The following is a 20,667-nucleotide window of genomic DNA, read 5'->3' on the forward strand; positions in this document are numbered from 1 at the left end:
GTGAAGTTTAAATTCTATACGTATAGTTTAATACATTATATATGACTGATCCTTTTGGGAACTGATTTTAATTACGCCGTGTTTAATTAATTCTTCAGTTACTTTTGTATAGAAAAAGTGATACCACCAAATAAAAAATTCTTCGTAAGTTATTTCTTTTGAGTATCTGCTGCTTGCAAAGTATTCTTTTAAAGGCTTCTCATTTTCTTTACATAATGAAATCAAATCTTCACTGACCGTGTTCGCGATTTCGTTAAGTATAGATAAGTCTGCGGCTGTAAACACTGGGATAACAGGTTGCGAATTTTTATATAAGCCTAATTTTTCGTATAATACATTTGAATTTAAGTCTACTTGTCTATCTACTGCTACAAAATTTTCAACTAATTGCTTTTTCGTATAATTAATATCGATAATAGCATCGTGAAAATATTCTTCAAACGTTTCTTTATTCGCAGTTATTAAATTCAAAGTTGTATATCGAGTGTTTCCATAAAGACCAATTTGATATTCCCCTAAATCCAAATACGTATTACCATACATTCCAAAGGACTCTTTGTCTGTTTGTTCTTGTTCTAGAATCGCATAATAATATCTTTTATTGTTTCTCAAAGGCCGTTCTGTTTCTAAATAGTTTTCTTCAATGTTAATTATTTGTCCAAAATCTAATAACACACCACTATATAGTAAAAGACTATACGATTCTTTAGATAAATGATTAAATGTCTCGATTCTTTTAGACATAGCATCAATTTGATTAGAATACTTTTCAATTATGTTAAGTGCAGTTTTAATTAGAGGCTCACATAGGTTATACAGTTTTTCTCCTTCATTAGCTGTTATAACCATACATGTTGGATAGTAACTCCCTTCTGTCTTATTCAATAAACCTTCTAGTTCTAATGCGTGCATTTGTTTTTCGAATTCCTCGTTAGTCCAATTTAGCTTCGTTTTTATAGTATTTGATTCTATGCCCAGATGGAGCATTACAAGTAAATATTGAAGGTTTGTTCCGCTTATTTTTAAAGTTGGATAATTGTCACCTGTTGAAATCATTTTTGTCTCATAAGTTGTTTTAAGTATTTTCTCCGGAGAATAAGTAGCAAGCATTTTAAAATCCCTTCTTTTTTAGTAATTTAATTGTAAAATCTATGTATTTACTATGTTCTATAAATAAAAATAAGTATCCTTTAATGATTTCAAATAAAAAACCTTAGTATAGCTATGTTAATACCTATACTAAGGTTATCTAGAATTTTATATTGTGTTATTGCTATTTATATATACCAAATTAATTTGTTCATATTCTTTTTTAAATTGATTATCATTTTTTATCCAACGTTTAAATGTTAATTCATTAATATTTATATTTGAACATGCTGTAGTAATACATTTGTTTTTCTCATAATCTTTAAGGAAGTTTTCTTTTCTTTGCATAACTGCAGCTTGAGTTCTTTTTAATTTTCGATCTTGTAATTGTTCTAAACTTACATGTTCTTTATGAAATGTTTTATATTTTCTATGCAAATATATATTTTTGTCTTTATAAATCCAATTTGCAAAAAGCTGAATTGATTTTCTCCCAGTCAGCATGACACGATAATGTGTATTTTGATTTAAAAGGTTAGAATTTAAGTTGTAATTTTGCAGAACTTGGTTTAGAGAGTTCATAAAATTATATGATCCTCCTACAAAACTTACTGTATATGCTTCATAATTGACATAACCATCTCCGTCAAAATACCCTCGAATAAAATGATGCAGATATTCATCTGGTACGAATGGAAATTCTACAGTAAATGATTTACAAGGCTTGATTCCGTGAATATTCATAAGATCTTCTTTAATTGTTTTACTATTGAGGTTTAACATATATACGCCTGTTTTTTTATTTTGATAAAGCGGCTGGTTTGTGTTTAATTCTTTTTTTATATCGTTTAGAATGTCACTTTCTTTTTGCGAGATACTGACACATTGATTTTCTTTTGGTATAACACCGTCTGCTGTTATAAATCCTAAAATATAAGCCATGTTATTTGACCAAGTTTTAAAATAATCTTCTATTAAATCATACTTTCTCTTCCAACTACCTATAGCTCGTCTGGGCACGTTTTTTTCTTTTAAAACCATACGAATATATTCAGCAGACACATTGGCAAGTACAGCTATTTCTGAGGTGCTCTTCCCTTTTGTATAAAGCTGAATCATTTCAGATTTTGATAGTTTACATTTTGACTTCTTTTTTCTTTCTTCTTTCTTCAAGCATTTATAGACTCTCCTTCCTGTGGATAATTAGTTACCTATCTGCTTCTATAACATATAAAGAAACATACGGTCTTTGTTGTTTATAAGAAAGAATTTACTTAAACAAAACAATTCACAAATCTATTTTTTATATATAAATAATAAATTTGAAGAATTTATGAAATGTACTGCATTTAAGATGAAAGGTAAAATGATATAGTTTAAACTACAATTAGCTACAATAACAACATACGTATATTGTTAAACGTAAAAAGGAGAACTAATGAAAAAGAAATATATGAATCAAATTCCGACTGATGTAAGTTTTAATCCGAAAGATATTATTGGTTTAATGACTGATTACTTTAAAATGAAAACAAAGCTGCGTCCTGTAAAGAATTTACCTATTGTTTTATCGAATAAAAATAATGAGTCTTTAGAGAGTGTGACATGGTTTGGGCACTCTGCTTCTCTTTTGAAAATAGAAGGTAAAAAATTGTTATTAGACCCTATGTTTGGAGATGCCTCTTCCCCATTTCCTGTGTTTAATAGTAAGCGGTATAGTGGTGCTTTTTCTTTAGAACATGATGAACTTCAAGAAATTGATGCGATTATCATTTCTCATAATCACTATGACCATTTAAATTACAAAAGTATTATGCAGTTAAAAGATCGCGCAAAGCACTTTTATGTACCAACGGGAGTTGCGCAATATCTTATTAAATGGGGTATTTCACCTAGTAAAATTAGTGAACATAATTGGTGGGATGAAATTACGTTTGATAATATTAAGTTAGTTTGCGCTCCTGCAAGGCATTTCTCTGGACGAAGTATGACAGATAGAGATTGTTCGTTATGGTGTTCATGGCTTATTCTTGGTCAAGAAACGAAAGTTTTCTTTAGCGGTGATAGTGGCTATGCTCCGCACTTTAAGGAGATTGGTAATAAATATGGTCCATTCGATCTTACTTTAATGGAATGCGGGCAATACGATACGAGATGGTCTGCTATTCATATGTTGCCAGAAGAAACAGTACAAGCTCATATTGACGTTAAAGGAGAATTGCTCGTTCCTATTCATTGGGGTGCTTTTACGTTAGCATTACATGATTGGAGTGATCCAATCGAGCGAGTTACAAAAGAAGCAAATCGTTTAGGAGTTAATATTGCAACGCCACAAATTGGTGAAGCTATTACGTTAAATTCTAGAGAATATCCTACGTCAGCTTGGTGGCGAGAAGTATAATTATAATAAAAAGCGAACCGATTTAATATTGATGGTTCGCTTTTTATTCATTTATGACTCATCTATTAAAATTTTTTGTTTTATCTACTGGAATTGCATTTTTCATCTTTTCTGTTGTCCAATATCCTGTGGGGTCTTCTATATCGTTTGAATCTTGAATAGCAGATGGGATACCGGGGGATTTTTTCACTTGAGTAAGAGTATCTTTTTCGCTAGAGGTTGCCAATGCTAAGTAAATAATTAAGGGTATTATAATAGTAACACTAGTTATATATATCCCAAATAAGTAATTTCCTTTTTTCATGAGCTCCTCCTTCTATTACATACTAATCCCCCCTAATTACTACTTTACTATGCTGGTCTGCTTAGCTAATTCTTTATTCTTATACTCTACTAATTTATGATTTGATAAAACGCAAGAGTGCTCTAATATTAATTCATTATAAAGTACTTCAGTTAAAAATTTAGGTATCATCTCTCCTACGCCGTAATTATAGTCACTTAGAATCCAAGATACCTCTTTCCAATCTAGAATTCCTTCTGAGACTTTTTTTGGAGTGTGATATGTAAATTCATTAAGTAGCTCTACTAAATAGACATACATGCCACCAGAATATGAGGAATCCTCCCATTTAATAATGCCTTTAAATTGAATTTGATTTTGTTCAACATCTATATTTGTTTCTTCTTTTATTTCACGAATTACATTTTCTAACGGTGTTTCTCCTTTTTCTATCTTCCCTCCTACACCGTTCCATAATCCTTTTACAGGATCATATTCTCTATTTAGCATAAGTATTTCTTCATTTCTTTTTATAAAACATAAAGTGTGCTTGTACATAATTTAATTCCTTCCTTTGTTCTCAATAAGTTCTAACAGGTGATATTAAATATACTGCTGCAGATTGTTCACCTGCTTCAATTAATATCGGTCTCATGGAACCACCAAAACTTAAAGTAACTCTATCTTCTTTTATTGCTTTTAAAGTATCGACCATATATCGTCCATCGAAAGATATATTTAATTGCTTTTCACCGTGAATAGCATCAATTTGTTGTGTCTCGGATATTTTACCAATTTGAGAAGCGTTAGAAGAGATTTGTATTGTGAATTCGTCGATGATTTCTAAGTTAACGTTGTTGTTTGCCCATTCACTAGCCAATAAACTTGACCGATCTACACCTTGTAAAATCTTTTTTCTATCTATATTAATAACCGTTTGGGATTCATTTGGAATTAGGCCGGATATATTAGGATATTTTCCTTCAATAAGTCTTGAATACAACGTAATTGTACCGAATTTAAAAATAATGTGACTCTCTGAAAGATATATGCATACTAAATTTGAATTATTGTTCATTAATTTTAGTAGTTCACTAATAGTGGAACTTGGTACAATACAATTTAATTTCGCATGTGAAGAAATGGGTATTTCACGTAAAGCCAGTCTATGCGAATCAGTAGCAGCACAAATTAATTTGTTATGATCAATAACGAAATGCACGCCGGTAAGAACGGGTCTAGATTCATTTTTAGCAGCTGCAAAGACAGTTTGTTTGAATACTTCAATCAACTGTTCCGTTTCTACATGTATTTCTGCATGTTCGTCTATAAATGGTACATTTGGAAATTCGTTCGCCGAGAATCCATTTAAGTTTAAAGTAATTTCATCTGATTGAATTGTAATCAATTGCTCATTAATGCTTTTTATTAAAATATCACTTGGCATTTTCTTAATAATTTCAATGAAATATTTCGCTGGTACAACAATACTTCCTGCTTTTACAATAGTTGTAATTTGTACATCTTCAATTGAACTAGGTATAAACTTTTCAATAAAAATATTCGAATTACTTGCGATTAAAGTAATTCCGGATGGATCTGCTGTTATTTTTATTCCAGATAATATAGGAATTAAATTTTTTTGTTGAGATAGCTTTACTTACTTCTGAAAGAGCTTGTGTGAATTGTTTATGATTAACGATAAACTCCATTTTTTCCCCGCCTTAAATGTAATAATATATTTATGAAGATTGATGAATAATGGTTCCATTAAAAATATAAGGTATTGTTTCTTTCTTTTGTAAAAGGCCTTTTAAGTGTTCTGGTATACGTAAATAAGGTTCTGCTTTATGTAATTCCATCCAGATAATTTCTTCAATTTCTTTTGGTCGTGATATACAGATTTCCCCTCCGATTATTTCTCCTAAAAAATTAAAGAAGATTGCATGATGTCCCCTTTCCTCAAACAAGGCTTCACTAATGGAACAAACCCCGTTTACATATATATCTAATCCAGTTTCTTCTTTCACTTCACGAATTACTGCCTCTTCTAACGTTTCACCGTATTTTACTGCCCCACCTGGTAAAGTGTAATAAGAGCCATTTTTCCCTTTGTTTTTAACCATTAAGAGCTTTTCGTGAGTTTCATCGTATAAAAGCGCGTATGTAACATTCACCTTTTTCATATTTAATCCCCTTCAATGATACGAATTTTCTGTCTTCATTTCATTCTATCATTAAATTGTTTTTATTCACAAAAAAGACAAAGAACGTGTTTTGAAAAAGAATAATCAAAACACGTCCACTAAATGTTAAAAATCGATTCGGTTAAAAGATACCAAGCGATAGCAACTATAAATTTAATATGTTTTTTACAATCTTTTTTCTAAATAGTAGTGATGATGTCCTTTAGGATGATCTTTACTGACTCCGATCACTTTATATCCGTGTTTTTTATAAAAGTTTGGAGCTTGGAAACTAAAAGTGTCTAAGTTTATCAGCCGACATTCTTTTTCGATTGCAAATTCTTCAATAAGTTTCATTAATTTGCTGCCATAGCCTTCGTGTCTATATTCTTCAGACACCCACAGAAAGTCAATATGCAAGTGATGCCAAAATGTTATAGCTGTTACCCCTCCGATTATTTCTTCTTTTTCATTCCTTACTATAAAACTTACCTTTTCTGAAGGTGTTTTTTCCTCATTTGAAAGATGTTTTTGGTTATATTCAATTACTTTCTCTCTTATGTAATCACTATCTTCTTGTACCCACTGCTGCACTATTTTCATTTTAAGTATCACGCTCCTTTTTACTTATCTATTCAATTTTATAATGATATTGTCCTGTCTTTAATGAGTTAGTAAAGAAGCAAAGTTAACGTAATAAAAAAGAGCCCTGACATTAGGACTCTTTTTTGAATTAAGCTATTTTTCGATGTAAATGTTTTATTTCCTTTTTCTTCTCTGCATTCGGTGGACGAATTAATATAGAAATAATGAAGGAGATAATACTTAAAACACCGATTGTAATGAAGGTTGGTTGAAATCCGCCAAGTAGTGCGCCAATGAATGATCCTGCAAGTGCACCAAATCCGAAACCTTGGTAAACAATCCCGTAGTTTGTGCTATGGTTTTTTAATCCGAAGAAATCCCCGACAATGGCTGGGAATATAGTGATATTACCACCAAAGCAAAAGGCAACGCTTGCTACACAAGCAAAATAAATCCCGTAATTTAGTGGAATAAAACTTAAAGTAAAGACGGACAATCCAATAATAATAAATGTAGCAGAGACGATTTTTAATCGGCCTATTTTATCTGATAACGTTCCAAGAATAATTCTACCTATTGTATTAAAGATTGCAATCATTGCGACGGCATTTGCGGCAGTCGCTGCACTAAGACCAACGAGCTGCACCCCAATGTCTTTTACCATACCGATTAAATATAAACCACCCATACATGAAGTGAATAGCATGAAAAACAAGAAATATACTTGTTTAGTTCGCATCATTTCACGCGGCGTATAATCATTGTGTAATGTTTCAGCCGTAGTGTTACTTACAATTGCTTCACGTAAGAAGAACGATCCGATTAATACTAAAAGTAAGACGATAATACCCCAATATAAAAATGCTTGTGATACACCAAGACTATCGATAAGATTTCCGTTTACATATCTAAAAATTAAGCTACCCATTCCATATGCCGAAACAGATATACCAGAAATAAGCCCTTTACGGTTTGGAAACCATTTAATTAAATTAGATAGTGATGTAATATATGCTGTTCCATCAGCGTATCCAACGACAACACCGGCTAATAAATAAAGTAATGGTAATGAAGAAACTTGTGAACTAAGTATTAAACCGAGTCCTAAAACAATTCCTGCAGTAGCGACAAGTTTACGGAGTCCAAATTTTTGTTGTAGCTTTCCTGCAAACAGAGTTGAGAATGATAAAGAAAAACTCGTAATTGAGAAAGTAATCGCGACCGAATTGAGGTTCCATCCAAACTTACTTACAAGGGGTTGGTTAAATAAACTCCATGTGTAAATTGTTCCTAGGCCAATTTGAACAATGATTGTACCTAGAACAATTAGCAATGGATTTATAGATGTTTGTTTCATGCTAACTGTCCCCTTCTTTTATCATGACATGAATTTTCACAGTTAGTATATCCATGATAAATTGCAAGATACTGTACGGAAAATGGAAATTGAGTTAGCTTACACAAAAAGACACTTCATCAAGAAGTGCCTTTTTGTAGGTTATATACAGCATTTAAAGAAAGCTTTGTTAAGATAAGACATTTTCGAATGCTTATGTATATATGTTATCAAATAATTTGCTGAAAGTGATGAGACTTAAGACGTATTTTTCTTTCATAAATAAGTCGGAGAGAAAATTAATATTCAATTTCCTCAAAGTCTTTCGCCTGCGGTACAGTTTGCATATTAGCTGCATCTTTCGGATCGCTATAAATCGCGTTTTGTTCTGTGTTTACATCCTTTATATTTTGCTTTTTATTTTTATTCACTTCATTTTTCATTAAAGTTCACTCCTTTTTATTATAGGAGTAGTTATACCCTAACCATAGTATTTTTACTGCTACTAAATGTATCAGCGACTAAATTGCTAAATTCACGTAAATAATATAAATAATTATCCCCACCATAGTTGTATCTTTTATTGTACATTTTAGCAACGACGACATTATATTCTGGAATGACTAATATCGTTGGTCCTGTAATTCCTAATATTTGATAGGAACCTTTAGGAACTCGCTCACCAAGTTCGCTAAATAAAGCAGGTTCATTTTGAACGAACCAAAACAACCCGTTTTGAGGCAGTTCTTTATTTGTATACTCTGGACTTTGTAAGCTCGTAGCAAGTGCTATAACTTCTTTTGGCACAATTTGTTTACCATTTAAAAACCCTGTATTTAAATGAAGGTTACCCCAAAATGCAAATTCTCTCGCAGAGACAAAAAGATTTTTCTCGGAGCCGTCATCTACTGCACCAACACTACTTATTGCATCTTCATCTGGGTTTACAACAACCTTAACTAAATTATCATCTTGTTTTATTCTCCATCCAGTTTCTTTGAAATCAGCAGGTATGAATACACGCTCCTTTAATAGTTCAGGAAAACTCTTATTATACAGTTGATAAATAAGCTGCGTCACCATTCTTACATTAATATCTCTGTACGCCCAAGCTTGTCCCGGCTCAAATTCACGAAAAGCTGTCCCATCCTCGGTTTCATTTAAACCGTGTGAATGAGTTACTAAATGTCTTATCGTTGTCTTTCCAAGTAATGAAGGATCATATTCTTTAAAATAATTTACAGCCTCGTCATCAAGAGATTTTATTTTCCCCTCATAAACTGCATAAGCTACCATTAATCCTAAATAGCTTTTTCTTGCGGAAGCGACATTGAATTGTGAAGATATAGTTACTTTTTTACTAGTAGGAGTATTTGAATGCGTTCCACTATAATGCTCTAGCACAATCTTATTATCTTTCATAATACAAAGTGCTGCCGTAGAACTTTGATTTGTCTCTTTAATGTTTTCTACCCATGAAATTAATTTTTCATATTTGTACAAATAAATATCCCCCTAAAACATATAAAAATAACAGCATGAAAGAAAAGTTTCAATACATTATAACTTTGCATCGGCACTTTTCTTTCATGTGAAATATTATTGATCTATAGTACTTAAATAATCCACCAGTTCCAGCAATTAGAACAGCTGAAACAACCAACACAGCCTACACAACCTACGCAACCGCCGCAACGTCCGCCGCCACAACCACCACAGCGACCACCACAGCCGCCACCGCCACAACGTCCGCCACCACCGCATCCGCCACAACGACGTGCATCGTCTTGAATGTAGTAATATGGATATTGATTTTGTTGTTGATCCCAATACACAACATTACCAGGTTGATAAGCATTAAGGTTTAACGCTTGTAGTTCTTGTTGAAACTCATTCATTATGAAACCCTCCATTTACAAATGTAAATTCCGTCCAAATTTTCGAGTTTATTTACTTTTAAAAATAAAGTAGAAATAAGGCTATAGACTAAATGCGTACATCAACAAAATATGACTTTACACTAGGTGATGTACCTTGTTTATGAGCCTATTTTCTTTATATTCTTTTAGTGGACGGAATTAATATAAATAGAGACAATTAAAAGTTACTAATCCAGCAAGTTAATAGTTCATCACTTAATTTTCTTTCTAGTAATTCTTTTACTGAAGGTGTCGGCATTATTGTATAGGAATTTATATTTTCTTTATTAAAATCAATCCAGTGAAATGCTAAATGGGACTCTTTAGATATTGGAGTGAAATCGGATTTTAACTCATTTGAATCTATTTCAAAAATGTGGTTAATTTCATGGTGGAGGGTTTCTTTGGCTTGCCATTGATTTTCTATGACGCCTAAAAATTGTTTTATACTGCAAGTTACCCCAAGTTCTTCTCGTAACTCTCTTATTAGTGCATTCTCTGCTGATTCCCCAATTTCAACATGGCCACCGGGTAAAAAATAGTGATGTCCTATGTATTCAGTAACTAGTAATTTTTCATCTTTTATCATGATAGCTCGTACAATATGATGGAATTTACTTTTCATTTTGTATTCCTCCTAATCAGTCACTTTATACTTGCTCGAAAATTTTCATTTAAAAGCGGGATAATATAAATCATAGGTGTTTCATATGGGTGAATTTCATTGATAATTGCAAGAGTACCTTTTACAAGTTCTCGTTTATACGTTAATTAAAACTAATAATTTTGATAAACGATTCTAAAAAAGAGTATGTTTATGAAGAAAATTATCAAAACATACTCTTAATATTTTTAGTTGATTCATTCTTTTACAATAAGGTTTGATTAGCCCTATTCTTTGCGGCCTCAAAATCGAAGCCGTAGCTAAAGTATGCAATCACTACTATTCCCTAAGCAAATCTATTCTCTACTTCAAATTTACCTGCCTGTACAAATTTTAGACTCTTAACGAACCACGAAAGCCTCTTGCGGCATAGTAAGATTCTGCCCCATTGTGATACACAAAGACGTGTCCAAAGCGATAATCGCAAAAAAGGGCACCGCCAAGTTCTCTAATATCAGAAGGTGTTTGCACCCAACTCGACGTCTTCATATCGAAATTTTCAAGATTATGTAATGTACGATATTCTTCTTCCGTTAATAGTTCAATACCCATGGTAGTTGCCATATCAATAGCGTTATTTTCTGGTTTATGTTTCTTTCTTGATTCTAGCGCTTCAAGATCGTAACAAACACTTCTACGACCTTTAGGACTTTCTGCTGAACAATCATAAAAAATATATTCGCCTTTTTCTTTATCAAAATCAACAACATCAGGTTCGCCACCAGTTCGTTCCATTTCGTTGAGCGACCACAACTTTTCAGTATTAGCATCCAGCCTTTCTTGAACATTAGCCCATTCTAAATCTTTATGACGGTTCATATTATTCTCAAAACGATCTTTCAATGTTTGTAGTAATTCTTCACGTTGCTCTAGTGACAACTCTTTTTTATTGCTTTCTTTCATATTAGTTCCTCCATTGATGTTTTTATTAATGATAGTTTAAGTATATATAAATACTGTTTTATAATAAAATGTTTAAATAATTGCGTGAATTGAGTTTGCGATAATTTATATGAATTAGTACAACCAATTCTCCGCAATATGACCCTTTAACGGAACAACTTATTGTTTCAAAACAGTTTCTTAATCGATCTTTCAATTCTAGATGTTCTTTTCCTTTTCACTATAAATACACGATATAACTTTATTCAAAACAGTACATCTTTATTTCAACAACAATAAGCGATATACTTCCTCACCGTCATATACATTTCCTAATGGTTTAAAATCATAACATTCATATAGTTTCTTTGCAGAAATATTATCTTTATGGACAGTTAATCTAATTTCCTCACACTCTTTAAAGTTATTTTTTATTAAGTTAATGATTTCCTTTAATGCTGCTTTTCCATATCCTTTCCCTTGCTCTTTTTCATCAATGATAAATCCGTTAATCCAATACATATCTGTTGACTCTCGTACAAAAGCATGCATAATAAAACCAACTATAAGATCACCATCATATATAGCGAATGGAATATATTCGACATTTTCACCATCTGGTTTTATGTATACTTTAGCAAGTGATACTGCCACTGCCGGAACAAAGTGTATTTGGTTTTCTTTAACTTGTAACTTTAATGCGTCTTCCCAATTTTCTCTCGTAACAATTTTTAATTGGACGTTCACTATTTTAAGCTCCTTTAAAAAGAGAATTTATCTTTTATATTCAACGGAGTGAAATGATTCCCTTTTTCGGCATCAACTTATAACATGATTTTCATAAAATCCTGAATAAATTTTCCCTCATCTAATTGTAACGCTATACGCGCCCCTTCAGATTTAGAGTGTGGGCGAAAATCAGCAAAAGTTTGTCCCTTCGTTTCGCCGCAAATATCCACAGTCACTTTTCGAGATGTATAATTTAAAAATGTAGGATTCACTAAACCGCTTATAGCAAGTACATCATGTAATAATGGCCCTTCAATAGATGGATTGAGTTTTTGGTATGCTGATAAATAATAATCGTACATGGGTTTCATAATCGGCTTAAATGGATTTTTTGTATTAGCTAAAATATAAGTAAATACATTTGGGGTTAAAACTGTTTTATTTGTTACATTTAAAGGGAATAACGTTAAATTTTTCGCTTGCTGAAATACAATTTGACTTGCTATAGGATCTCCGTACACGTTTGCCTCTGCTAATGGAGTAACATTCCCTGCTTCTAAAAAGACACCACCCATAAAATAAATTCCTTTTACATTTAACATCAAGTCGTTCCATAAATTAAAAGCAATCGCTAACGAGGTAGATCTTCCTACATCGACAATTGTTAAATCTTCTCCATACTTTACAAGAATCGCAGCAATACTACCAAAATTGTATATCGGAATAGATAACACACTTTCCGGTACATGTATGGGTCCTAATCCTTCTGGTCCATGAATTTCAGGATAATACGTTGTAATTTCATTTGTAAGTGGCTTTGTTGCCCCGCTAATTACAGGAATATCTTGTCTGTTTGCTAACTGTAAAATATATGCGGCATTATGAGCGGCATGTATATGTTCAACATTTCCATATCCAGTTACGATACCAACAATTTCAATTTCAGGATGCAGTAAGCCATACATAATTGCAAACGAATCATCAATACCTGGGTCTCCAAAAAATAAAACCTTCTCCAAGAAATGCACTCCTTTCATAGGTAAGATAATTATGTATATGTGGAAATAATTTAAATCTATACAGTTCTAAGCAAATATTAATGGTGAGTAATGTATTGATAAAAAAGAACTAGCATTATGCTAGTTCTTTTGCAGATAAATAATCTACCAGTTTAATTAAATCTCGTACAAATATTGGACTAACTGATTTTAATATAGATTATCCCCACTATATTTATAGAATTGAAAGCCTGTTATTAATCCGGAATTTTGCATTCAAATTGCAAATACTCGCAGGGATGTCTTACCGTACTTTTTCGCTCTCGATTTGCTTATAATTATCTTTTTTAAATGTTAAATGAGCAATCACAACTCCAAGTATAGTAATTATCCCTCCAATTATCGAAACAAAGGTTGGCACCTCGCCTAACCATATCCACGCAATAAAACATGCAGTAACTGGTGTTAAATATAGAGAACTCGTTGCTTCAGAAGCCCCGGCATGAGATGTAATATACGCTAATGCAATATATGGAAGGACTGTCGGAAACACACCTAAATATATAACGCTCAAAGTAATTTCTATAGGAGCTGCTACAATTTCTTGATAAATCCCTGGTAAAAAAATAAGCATACATACAGTACCAGACCAAATTGTATATATTGTAAATGGTAAGAAACCGTACTTTTTTAAATAAGACTTTTGAAAAACGAAAAATAGACTTTCTGAAAATGCCGCTAATAATATTAGTAATACCCCACTATTCAATTGAATGGAATCTCCTTGACTTAATGATAAAAAAGCAATTCCTACTAAACTAATTACACCACCAATCCAACTATTTAATTTCATTTTTTCATTCATAAAAACAGAAGCAAGAATTGCCGTTAATATAGGTGTTACTGAAACAATTAAACTAGCAGGTCCAGCATTTACACTCTGTTCACCGTAGTTTAGTGCAATATGATAAATAGTAAATCCTAGAGCGCCAAATATAAAAATTACTGGAATATCTTTTAAATCAGGTAACCGTAATTTGTATATAAGTGAAAACAGAAGAAGAATCAAAGAAGCAATTAGTAATCGTAGCAAAGTAAGGTGTTCAGGGGTGTAAGCTTCAAGCCCCATCCGAATTCCTGGAAAAGCTGTTCCCCATATAAGAATCGTAAAAGCGTGAGCACATACAATACGAAAATCCCATTTTTTATTATGCATATTTTCTCTCCCTCTCCAATAAACCAGCCATTTTCTAATTACCAATTATTTCTTTTCATCATATTTAATAGTTGATACAATGTCTTCAACCAGTTAATCCTCGAAAAAACCAACCACTTTGCATTTTTAAAATGAATGAGGGAGTTATTAATATGTCTACTGATAAAAAACTGCCTAAATATCGGCAGATAATAGACTATATGAAAGAAAAAATTGAATACGGAGAATGGCCGATTGGAAGTAAGGTTCCTAGCCAGCGGCAGTTAGCGAAATTATTTCATGTAAATCGTAGTACTGTAATAACCGCACTAGAAGAACTTATGGCAGATGGCTTAATTCAAGGGCAAATCGGGTCAGGAACAATTGTAACGAATAATACATGGTCATTATTAGCCACCAATCCCCCGCCCGATTGGAGTGAATATGTAAAGGCTGGTATTCATAAACCAAACAAGTTAATGGTACGAGAAATAAATAAAGCAGAAGCAAATGAAAAATTGATTCATCTTAGTAAAGGAGAACTTGCACCTCATCTTTTCCCGTTAGAAACTATGCAATTCATTATGCGTAACGTATGTGAGGAACTAGATTATTTCGGATATGAAGAACAAAAAGGATATTTGCCTTTACGTGAAGCAATAAGTAATTATGTAAAATCATTTGGAATAAATACATCACCAAGCTCTATATTAATAGTCTCTGGTGCATTACAGGCATTACAATTAATATCAATCGGTCTTTTACATAGAGAGTCAACTGTTTTACTTGAACGACCTTCTTACTTATATTCTCTTCATGTATTTCAATCGGCTAATATTCACCTTTCAGGAATACAGATGGATCAACATGGAATTATCCCTAATGACTTGTTAAGAAGAATTAATTATAGTCAAAAGAAAAATATTTTATATTCGATTCCTAGTTTTCAAAATCCGACGGGTGTATTAATGTCCAAGGATCGAAGAAAAGAAATACTAAAAATATGCGAAAAAGAACAATTGCCTATCATTGAAGATGATATTTACCGTGAATTATGGATTGATGAAATACCGCCACTACCTTTAAAGTCGATGGATAAACATGGACATGTTTTATATATCGGCAGTCTATCTAAAACACTTAGCCCAGGACTTAGAATTGGCTGGATTATCGGGCCAGAGCCTGTTATTGAGAGATTGTCAGACATAAAAATGCAAACTGACTATGGATCAAGTTCTTTATCACAAAGAGTTGCTGCAGAATGGTTGAGTAAAGGATTTTATGAAGAACACGTTGCGAACGTAAGGATCCACCTGAAAGAGCGGAGACGAATGATGTTACAAGCTTTAGACAAGTATTGTGCAGATATTGCTACATGGGATATTCCAAGTGGTGGATTTTTTATATGGCTAACGGTTGTACCTAACATTCCAATGAAAAAACTGTTTTCAGAAGCACTATCAAAGGGAGTTCTTTTAAACCCAGGACGTATTTATGAAGAAGAATCGGATCAGTGCATACGCTTATCGTATGGATATGCTTCCTCTGAACAAATTACTCAAGGTATTTATATATTAAGTAATTTAATTCGTAAGTTAATGGCATAATAAAAATCCTCTTTTATATAAAGAGGATTTTTATGTGTACCCTATTTACCACAATCTCATTTCCTGTCCTAATAGAATAAGTTCTTCATAAGGATCCCCGTCAATTTTTAATACTTGTGCAAAAGCCGGTTCTGTTTTTATGCCTTGTTCTTTTAATTGGATGATTTTTTTTCTAATATGGGGATGCTGCATTAATAGCATGTGCTCCACTATCATATGTTTATATGCATTTTGGTTACGCACTGGCTGCGGTTGACCAAATAATTCAAATTCAAAACCTTCAAATTGAAAAGTTGCCTTTATTGTTAAGATATTTCTAATGTTTTTCTTTTTCATTTCAAAACCTTCATATGAACCATACAAAGATCTAATTTCCTGTTCAAAAACATCATAATTATGTACTTCCATTACAATATCTAAGTCAGAGTGAAGGGTATCAATTCTAATAGGGATTGTCCCGCAAAGTACAGGACTATATAAAGCTAAATCCGCCATTATGTTTAGCTTATTCATAACGTCGTAAACTTTTTGTTGTTTATCGTTCCCGGATTGTAAGTATGTGATAGATGTAAACATAGAAGTCTCTCCTTCATTTAACGTAATACTCATCTCACTAAATTTGAGAAAAAATTTAATCATTTCATTTTGTTCTAGGAGTACCTTTATTTCAATATATTAAGGCGAACTAACTATATTTTTCAACTTTTCTCCTATACTGCAATACTATAAAAATAAAAAAGGAGGAACTTTTATGAGCATTTTCAATATTCTTTTGACCATACACATATTATTTGGAACCATATGTTTAATTACTGGTATTGTAGCGATGGTCGCTCAAAAAAAGAAAGGAAAACATACGGAATGGGGCGAAATATATCATGCATCTTATGTTGTCATAACCCTGACGGCAATTATATTGGCCATTATAAAGTGGGATGAAATCGCATATTTATTTTATGTAGCAATTATCTCCTATTCATTTGCGATTTACGGATATCTTGCAAGAAAAAAACGATGGAGAAATTGGTTGCAACACCATATTAGAGGTATGTTAGGATCTTATATTGGTGCAGTTACCGCACTTTTAGTAAACATTGGTATGTATATCCCTATTTTAAATCTACTTCCACCAATATGGTTTTGGTTCTTACCTACTATAATTGGTATTCCTCTCGTAGCCAGTGTATCAAGAAAATATAAAAAACAAAGGAAAAATTAATTACATTTTGTTTACTTTCTAGTTTGTTTTGTAAAAATGATATTTAATGTAGTAAAGACATAGAAGAGAAAATAAAAAGAATCCAAGTTTTATTGGATTCTTTTTATTTCTGTTTTTTTAAAGGCTTTATTGAATGTAAACGATCCGGATAATTAGTAAACATCCCGTCTACACCCCATATAAGTAACTTTTTCATATCCTTTTCATTATCTACTGTAAATGGATGCACTTCTAATCCATATTTCTTTATTTTTTTTACATAGGCTGCGTCAATATATTTAAAGTTCATTCCTAGGCCAATGCAGTATTTTTTATAATTCTCAATTTCTAGTTCTGTTAATTGAACTGCTTTTTTATATGATAATAATTGTACTAACGGTATATTGGCATTTAAATTATGAATCTTTCGCAGACTTTCTTCACTAAATGATTGAATAATAGCTTTATCATTTATTTGGTAGCGATTTATAATTTCTAATAGTTTTTCTTCCATTCCAGGATATTCATCTGGTGATTTTGTTTCGATATAATAGTTAGCATTATGTCCAAACGTTTCAATAATTTCTTCTAGTGTTGGAACTTTAGCATTTTTAAATTCTTCTTTTGCTAAATCGGGGTATTTTTCATTGAAAAAGCTGCCTGCATCAAGTTGTTTTATTTCTGCTAATGTATGATTTCTTACTAATCCAGTACCGTTCGTTGTACGATCCAATGTTTCATCGTGCATAGCTATTAAACGTCCGTCTTTTGTCATTTGAAGATCTATTTCTATATAGTCTCCCTTTAATTGTTGTCCTAATTTGTAAGCTTCTATTGTATGTTCTGGTGCATATGCAGATGCACCTCTATGTGCAATGTTTTTTATATGATTTAATGTATTAGTAGCTTTAATGTATTTATGTTCATTTATTTGCTGAAAAACAAAGATGCTTATTACCATAAAGAAGCATATGAGTGTAATTAGAGATATTTTTTTCATAACGGTATGTTAACTCCTATATTTAAAGCAATTTTATTTGGATGAATTATCCAAATAAATGTTGGTTTTCAAAAACAGTCATTTGTCCTACAGCTTTAAATCCAGATTTTTCATAAATGTTAATTCCATCAGGTGAAGCTTCTAGTACGCAGTACATATTTTTTAATTGTTTTGCTTCTTGCAGCAGGAAATTAAACATAGTAGAGCCAAAACCTTTTCCTCTCATTTCTTCTTTAGTCGCTATATCATAAATACCGACACTATCTTTCGTACATACTAAAGAGCCAACAGATACTACCTCACCTTTATTAAGACCTAAGTATAGTTTCATGTCATCGCTATTCCATACATCTAAAGAAGAAATTTGATTATAGTATGCTTGAACGTGAGTACCTTCTGCTGATGTACCGAATAAAGCCGCTAACGTTTCGCCAAATTGTTGTATTTGTTCTGGCGATGTTGCTTTTTGTATTGTAAAACCTACTGGAATGTCTATTATTGGATGAATTTTTCTTAAGTCTGCTACCATCGCGATATTCTGTTCTGCTTCTTTTAAACCAAGTTTGATTAATTCGCTTTTTATAGTCTGTTCTTGTTTATCATCCCAAAACCAAACACTCATTGGAAATTTCTTTTGATTATAGCATTCTACCTCCTTATATAATTTCTCAATCCCTTCCGTTACATTACTATTTAGTAGTGTAATAATATTAAATGTATCTGCAGGTAATCCGCAGTCGATAGTAATGTAATCCTTCGTTTCTTTTACATCCATTCCATTTACCTGCCGCGCAATATATGAGGTTTTATATGTGAAATTGTCTATTAGTAACTGTTTATAATTCATTAATTTTGCTCCTTTCATAAAAATTCGTATTCGAATCTTTCAGTATTAAATATAACATATAAGAAATGTACCTATTTCTATAAAAATATCTCTATAAATCACTCTTTGCGCCCTAAAAGAATTAAAAATGATATAACGTTGTCGGAATGAAAAAAGTGGTATATAATAAATATTAACATTACTAGTAATTATTTTAGGTATTCCTAGAATAAAGGAGCGATACATATGAAAATTACTATTTATTTCGGAAGTCATGAGGATCAAGATGTCCGTACTATGGACTGTCATTTAGATGTAGAAGATACAGAAGAGATTGTTTCTGTATCATAATATAAATAGTTGGGATGAACCCTCTTCCCTACAGCGTTTAAGACACCTTTTACAGGTGTCTTTTTTGTTGTTTTTTCATCAAAAACCCTTTACTTTAGAGCGTTTTAATAGTAAGATATAAATATACGAACAAACGTTCTTTTTATTTTAATTGTACATGAAGGGATGATTTTAACAATGACTCAAGCAAAGCGCAGAGGAAGAAAAAAGCAAACACCTATTATTTCAAATACAGGCTTTATCGGCTCTGTCTTTATTGATACATTGGAGTTACAAAAGAAATCCTATTATTTCGCTCGTAAAAAACTTCAAATTGTTCATCACGTACTAGATGGTCTATCTGGAGCAACGAGTGCATTATTTAAAGAACATAATATCGCTGCATACATGTCATGTGTGTATTTACATAAACAACAGAAAATTGGCTTCGTTCTTTCAACAAAACCGTTTGAACAAAGTGATGGTGTTTCTTATTTTATAAATTATTTGATCGAAAAGAATTTTTATGGTGACGAAGACATTGAATATCAAGAAGTATTTAATACAGGTTTTATTGGTGTAGTATTCGCGGATTTATCTAGTATAGATCGCTTTAATTTTGAGTTTGAAATGGGTATGCTAACGAAATTGATGAAAGATATGATTATTCCGGTTAAAGAGCTCTTTTTACGCCACAATGTACCGGCTTACATCTCCACTTCTCATTTAGAGGAGCAAAATAAATTAGGTTTCGTTCTATCTGTAAAGCCATATGATGAACGTGCAGAAGCAGATTTATACTTCGAAACATATTTAAAAGAGCGCGGATTATTTATTGGTGATGAAGAAGATGATATTGATAAAATAGTTATTAGAAAGACAGCCGAATTACGATAGTTTTCCAGTACAACTTACATTAATAAATTGTTCAGTATTTAATTTGAACTTAATACCTTCCTATTGGTAATAGGAAGGTATTAATAATTTATTAGTCCTGACGCTTTTCATACATCTCTATTTTTTTATTTAGTAAATCTTTACCCCAAGCTTGCATTGCTTCTAATACAGGTATAAACTTTTCCCCCTGCTCTGTTAAAGAATATTCTACCTTTGGTGGAACAACTTTATAAACTTCTCTGTGTACTAGCTCGTCCTCTTCAAGCTCTCTTAATTGTCTAGTTAAGATTCCTTTTGAGATGCCAGGTAACATCCTCAATAATTCATTAAACCTAATAATTTCATTTTTGCTTAAATGCCACAAAATCACGATTTTCCATCTTCCTGCAATTGCATTTTGGGTAACTGTTAATGGACAAATTTCTTGCTGTGTTTCTTCAGAAACCGATTCATCTTGATAACTAAAACGTGCCATAATAAAATCTCCTTTTTCGCTAAGTACTATTTTTATGACTATGTTATTAAATTGTGCCTACTTACAT

23 protein-coding genes and 1 pseudogene are annotated in these 20,667 nt (G+C 32.0%); 4 read left to right on the forward strand and 20 right to left on the reverse strand.

What is annotated here, in order from left to right; all coding sequences use genetic code 11:
• Window positions 1-27: 27 nt before the first annotated feature.
• Together MR155_RS25220 and MR155_RS25225 are read right to left on the reverse strand one after the other, a co-directional pair.
• Window positions 28-1,110 (reverse strand): hypothetical protein, encoded by a 1,083-nt coding sequence (locus MR155_RS25220; protein WP_242311395.1) that lies wholly within the window; start codon window positions 1,108-1,110, stop codon window positions 28-30.
• Between the two features lie 147 nt (window positions 1,111-1,257).
• Window positions 1,258-2,208 carry an LAGLIDADG family homing endonuclease gene (locus MR155_RS25225; protein WP_242311446.1) on the reverse strand — a complete coding sequence of 317 codons (951 nt, stop codon included), beginning with the start codon at window positions 2,206-2,208 and terminating at the stop codon, window positions 1,258-1,260.
• Between the two features lie 319 nt (window positions 2,209-2,527).
• Here MR155_RS25225 and MR155_RS25230 point away from each other — a divergent pair, with 319 nt between their 5' ends.
• Complete coding sequence (locus MR155_RS25230) at window positions 2,528-3,490, forward strand: MBL fold metallo-hydrolase (RefSeq protein ID WP_242311398.1); 963 nt, start codon at window positions 2,528-2,530, stop codon at window positions 3,488-3,490.
• Window positions 3,491-3,548: 58 nt separating this feature from the next.
• Here the strand turns inward: MR155_RS25230 and MR155_RS25235 are convergent, their stop codons facing one another.
• The 14 genes and pseudogenes from MR155_RS25235 to MR155_RS25300 form a co-directional block, all read right to left on the reverse strand.
• On the reverse strand, window positions 3,549-3,794 hold the full coding sequence (locus MR155_RS25235) for a hypothetical protein (protein ID WP_242311400.1): 246 nt from the start codon (window positions 3,792-3,794) through the stop codon (window positions 3,549-3,551).
• 39 nt (window positions 3,795-3,833) lie between these two features.
• Complete coding sequence (locus MR155_RS25240; RefSeq protein ID WP_242311402.1) at window positions 3,834-4,331, reverse strand: NUDIX hydrolase; 498 nt, start codon at window positions 4,329-4,331, stop codon at window positions 3,834-3,836.
• A gap of 22 nt (window positions 4,332-4,353) precedes the next feature.
• Window positions 4,354-5,485, reverse strand: a pseudogene (gene dnaN / locus MR155_RS25245) (DNA polymerase III subunit beta).
• Window positions 5,486-5,515: 30 nt separating this feature from the next.
• Window positions 5,516-5,959, reverse strand: a complete 444-nt coding sequence (locus tag MR155_RS25250; RefSeq protein ID WP_242311403.1) for an NUDIX hydrolase — start codon at window positions 5,957-5,959, stop codon at window positions 5,516-5,518.
• 186 nt (window positions 5,960-6,145) lie between these two features.
• Window positions 6,146-6,562, reverse strand: a complete 417-nt coding sequence (locus tag MR155_RS25255) for a GNAT family N-acetyltransferase (RefSeq protein ID WP_242311404.1) — start codon at window positions 6,560-6,562, stop codon at window positions 6,146-6,148.
• 130 nt (window positions 6,563-6,692) lie between these two features.
• The gene (locus MR155_RS25260) at window positions 6,693-7,901 is read right to left on the reverse strand and encodes an L-lactate MFS transporter (protein ID WP_242311405.1); all 1,209 of its coding nucleotides are present in this window, start codon (window positions 7,899-7,901) and stop codon (window positions 6,693-6,695) included.
• A gap of 278 nt (window positions 7,902-8,179) precedes the next feature.
• On the reverse strand, window positions 8,180-8,323 hold the full coding sequence (locus MR155_RS25265) for a hypothetical protein (protein ID WP_242311406.1): 144 nt from the start codon (window positions 8,321-8,323) through the stop codon (window positions 8,180-8,182).
• A 31-nt stretch (window positions 8,324-8,354) separates the two neighbouring features.
• Window positions 8,355-9,383 carry a serine hydrolase domain-containing protein gene (locus tag MR155_RS25270; RefSeq protein WP_242311407.1) on the reverse strand — a complete coding sequence of 343 codons (1,029 nt, stop codon included), beginning with the start codon at window positions 9,381-9,383 and terminating at the stop codon, window positions 8,355-8,357.
• A gap of 113 nt (window positions 9,384-9,496) precedes the next feature.
• Window positions 9,497-9,778 (reverse strand): heterocycloanthracin/sonorensin family bacteriocin, encoded by a 282-nt coding sequence (locus MR155_RS25275; RefSeq protein WP_002065695.1) that lies wholly within the window; start codon window positions 9,776-9,778, stop codon window positions 9,497-9,499.
• A 199-nt stretch (window positions 9,779-9,977) separates the two neighbouring features.
• Complete coding sequence (locus tag MR155_RS25280) at window positions 9,978-10,424, reverse strand: NUDIX domain-containing protein (protein ID WP_219375783.1); 447 nt, start codon at window positions 10,422-10,424, stop codon at window positions 9,978-9,980.
• 372 nt (window positions 10,425-10,796) lie between these two features.
• Window positions 10,797-11,366 carry a DUF4256 domain-containing protein gene (locus MR155_RS25285; protein ID WP_242311408.1) on the reverse strand — a complete coding sequence of 190 codons (570 nt, stop codon included), beginning with the start codon at window positions 11,364-11,366 and terminating at the stop codon, window positions 10,797-10,799.
• Window positions 11,367-11,627: 261 nt separating this feature from the next.
• Window positions 11,628-12,092, reverse strand: coding sequence for a GNAT family N-acetyltransferase (locus MR155_RS25290; protein WP_242311409.1), 465 nt, complete (start codon window positions 12,090-12,092; stop codon window positions 11,628-11,630).
• A gap of 77 nt (window positions 12,093-12,169) precedes the next feature.
• Window positions 12,170-13,093, reverse strand: coding sequence for a nucleoside hydrolase (locus MR155_RS25295; RefSeq protein ID WP_242311410.1), 924 nt, complete (start codon window positions 13,091-13,093; stop codon window positions 12,170-12,172).
• 283 nt (window positions 13,094-13,376) lie between these two features.
• Window positions 13,377-14,288: a DMT family transporter gene (locus MR155_RS25300; RefSeq protein ID WP_242311412.1), complete on the reverse strand. Its 912-nt coding sequence runs from the start codon at window positions 14,286-14,288 to the stop codon at window positions 13,377-13,379.
• Between the two features lie 152 nt (window positions 14,289-14,440).
• On the opposite strand from MR155_RS25300, the gene pdxR reads away from it, so the two are divergent.
• A complete protein-coding gene (gene pdxR, locus MR155_RS25305) occupies window positions 14,441-15,874 on the forward strand; it encodes a MocR-like pyridoxine biosynthesis transcription factor PdxR (RefSeq protein WP_242311414.1) in 1,434 nt (477 codons plus the stop codon).
• A gap of 45 nt (window positions 15,875-15,919) precedes the next feature.
• Here the strand turns inward: pdxR and MR155_RS25310 are convergent, their stop codons facing one another.
• Window positions 15,920-16,450 (reverse strand): DUF4269 domain-containing protein, encoded by a 531-nt coding sequence (locus MR155_RS25310; protein WP_242311416.1) that lies wholly within the window; start codon window positions 16,448-16,450, stop codon window positions 15,920-15,922.
• Window positions 16,451-16,625: 175 nt separating this feature from the next.
• Between MR155_RS25310 and MR155_RS25315 the strand changes: the two genes are divergently transcribed.
• A complete protein-coding gene (locus tag MR155_RS25315) occupies window positions 16,626-17,093 on the forward strand; it encodes a DUF2306 domain-containing protein (RefSeq protein ID WP_002085290.1) in 468 nt (155 codons plus the stop codon).
• A 103-nt stretch (window positions 17,094-17,196) separates the two neighbouring features.
• On the opposite strand, the gene MR155_RS25320 is transcribed toward MR155_RS25315, so the two are convergent.
• Together MR155_RS25320 and MR155_RS25325 are read right to left on the reverse strand one after the other, a co-directional pair.
• Entirely contained in the window at window positions 17,197-18,072 is an 876-nt protein-coding gene (locus MR155_RS25320; RefSeq protein WP_242311418.1) for a glycerophosphodiester phosphodiesterase, read from the reverse strand.
• Between the two features lie 46 nt (window positions 18,073-18,118).
• On the reverse strand, window positions 18,119-18,919 hold the full coding sequence (locus MR155_RS25325; RefSeq protein ID WP_242311420.1) for a GNAT family N-acetyltransferase: 801 nt from the start codon (window positions 18,917-18,919) through the stop codon (window positions 18,119-18,121).
• 507 nt (window positions 18,920-19,426) lie between these two features.
• Here MR155_RS25325 and MR155_RS25330 point away from each other — a divergent pair.
• Complete coding sequence (locus MR155_RS25330; protein ID WP_002085281.1) at window positions 19,427-20,125, forward strand: hypothetical protein; 699 nt, start codon at window positions 19,427-19,429, stop codon at window positions 20,123-20,125.
• Between the two features lie 91 nt (window positions 20,126-20,216).
• Here the strand turns inward: MR155_RS25330 and MR155_RS25335 are convergent, their stop codons facing one another.
• The gene (locus MR155_RS25335; RefSeq protein ID WP_002085280.1) at window positions 20,217-20,600 is read right to left on the reverse strand and encodes a winged helix-turn-helix transcriptional regulator; all 384 of its coding nucleotides are present in this window, start codon (window positions 20,598-20,600) and stop codon (window positions 20,217-20,219) included.
• Between the last annotated feature and the right edge of the window lie 67 nt (window positions 20,601-20,667).

Origin of the sequence: Bacillus cereus group sp. BfR-BA-01331 (assembly GCF_022663915.1) — a bacterium.
GTDB classification, from domain to species: Bacteria; Bacillota; Bacilli; order Bacillales; family Bacillaceae_G; genus Bacillus_A; species Bacillus_A mycoides.

Excerpts from the sequence above, each read along its gene's own strand:
- MR155_RS25220 (WP_242311395.1), bottom strand. The coding sequence starts at position 1,110 with ATGCTTGCTACTTATTCTCCGGAGAAAATACTTAAAACAACTTATGAG.
- MR155_RS25240 (WP_242311402.1), bottom strand. The coding sequence starts at position 4,331 with ATGTACAAGCACACTTTATGTTTTATAAAAAGAAATGAAGAAATACTT.
- MR155_RS25265 (WP_242311406.1), bottom strand. The coding sequence starts at position 8,323 with ATGAAAAATGAAGTGAATAAAAATAAAAAGCAAAATATAAAGGATGTA.
- MR155_RS25260 (WP_242311405.1), bottom strand. The coding sequence starts at position 7,901 with ATGAAACAAACATCTATAAATCCATTGCTAATTGTTCTAGGTACAATC.
- MR155_RS25300 (WP_242311412.1), bottom strand. The coding sequence starts at position 14,288 with ATGCATAATAAAAAATGGGATTTTCGTATTGTATGTGCTCACGCTTTT.
- pdxR (WP_242311414.1), top strand. The coding sequence starts at position 14,441 with ATGTCTACTGATAAAAAACTGCCTAAATATCGGCAGATAATAGACTAT.
- MR155_RS25330 (WP_002085281.1), top strand. The coding sequence starts at position 19,427 with ATGACTCAAGCAAAGCGCAGAGGAAGAAAAAAGCAAACACCTATTATT.
- MR155_RS25230 (WP_242311398.1), top strand. The coding sequence starts at position 2,528 with ATGAAAAAGAAATATATGAATCAAATTCCGACTGATGTAAGTTTTAAT.
- MR155_RS25285 (WP_242311408.1), bottom strand. The coding sequence starts at position 11,366 with ATGAAAGAAAGCAATAAAAAAGAGTTGTCACTAGAGCAACGTGAAGAA.
- MR155_RS25315 (WP_002085290.1), top strand. The coding sequence starts at position 16,626 with ATGAGCATTTTCAATATTCTTTTGACCATACACATATTATTTGGAACC.
- MR155_RS25320 (WP_242311418.1), bottom strand. The coding sequence starts at position 18,072 with ATGAAAAAAATATCTCTAATTACACTCATATGCTTCTTTATGGTAATA.
- MR155_RS25335 (WP_002085280.1), bottom strand. The coding sequence starts at position 20,600 with ATGGCACGTTTTAGTTATCAAGATGAATCGGTTTCTGAAGAAACACAG.
- MR155_RS25310 (WP_242311416.1), bottom strand. The coding sequence starts at position 16,450 with ATGTTTACATCTATCACATACTTACAATCCGGGAACGATAAACAACAA.
- MR155_RS25250 (WP_242311403.1), bottom strand. The coding sequence starts at position 5,959 with ATGAAAAAGGTGAATGTTACATACGCGCTTTTATACGATGAAACTCAC.
- MR155_RS25255 (WP_242311404.1), bottom strand. The coding sequence starts at position 6,562 with ATGAAAATAGTGCAGCAGTGGGTACAAGAAGATAGTGATTACATAAGA.
- MR155_RS25225 (WP_242311446.1), bottom strand. The coding sequence starts at position 2,208 with ATGATTCAGCTTTATACAAAAGGGAAGAGCACCTCAGAAATAGCTGTA.
- MR155_RS25280 (WP_219375783.1), bottom strand. The coding sequence starts at position 10,424 with ATGAAAAGTAAATTCCATCATATTGTACGAGCTATCATGATAAAAGAT.
- MR155_RS25235 (WP_242311400.1), bottom strand. The coding sequence starts at position 3,794 with ATGAAAAAAGGAAATTACTTATTTGGGATATATATAACTAGTGTTACT.
- MR155_RS25275 (WP_002065695.1), bottom strand. The coding sequence starts at position 9,778 with ATGAATGAGTTTCAACAAGAACTACAAGCGTTAAACCTTAATGCTTAT.
- MR155_RS25325 (WP_242311420.1), bottom strand. The coding sequence starts at position 18,919 with ATGAATTATAAACAGTTACTAATAGACAATTTCACATATAAAACCTCA.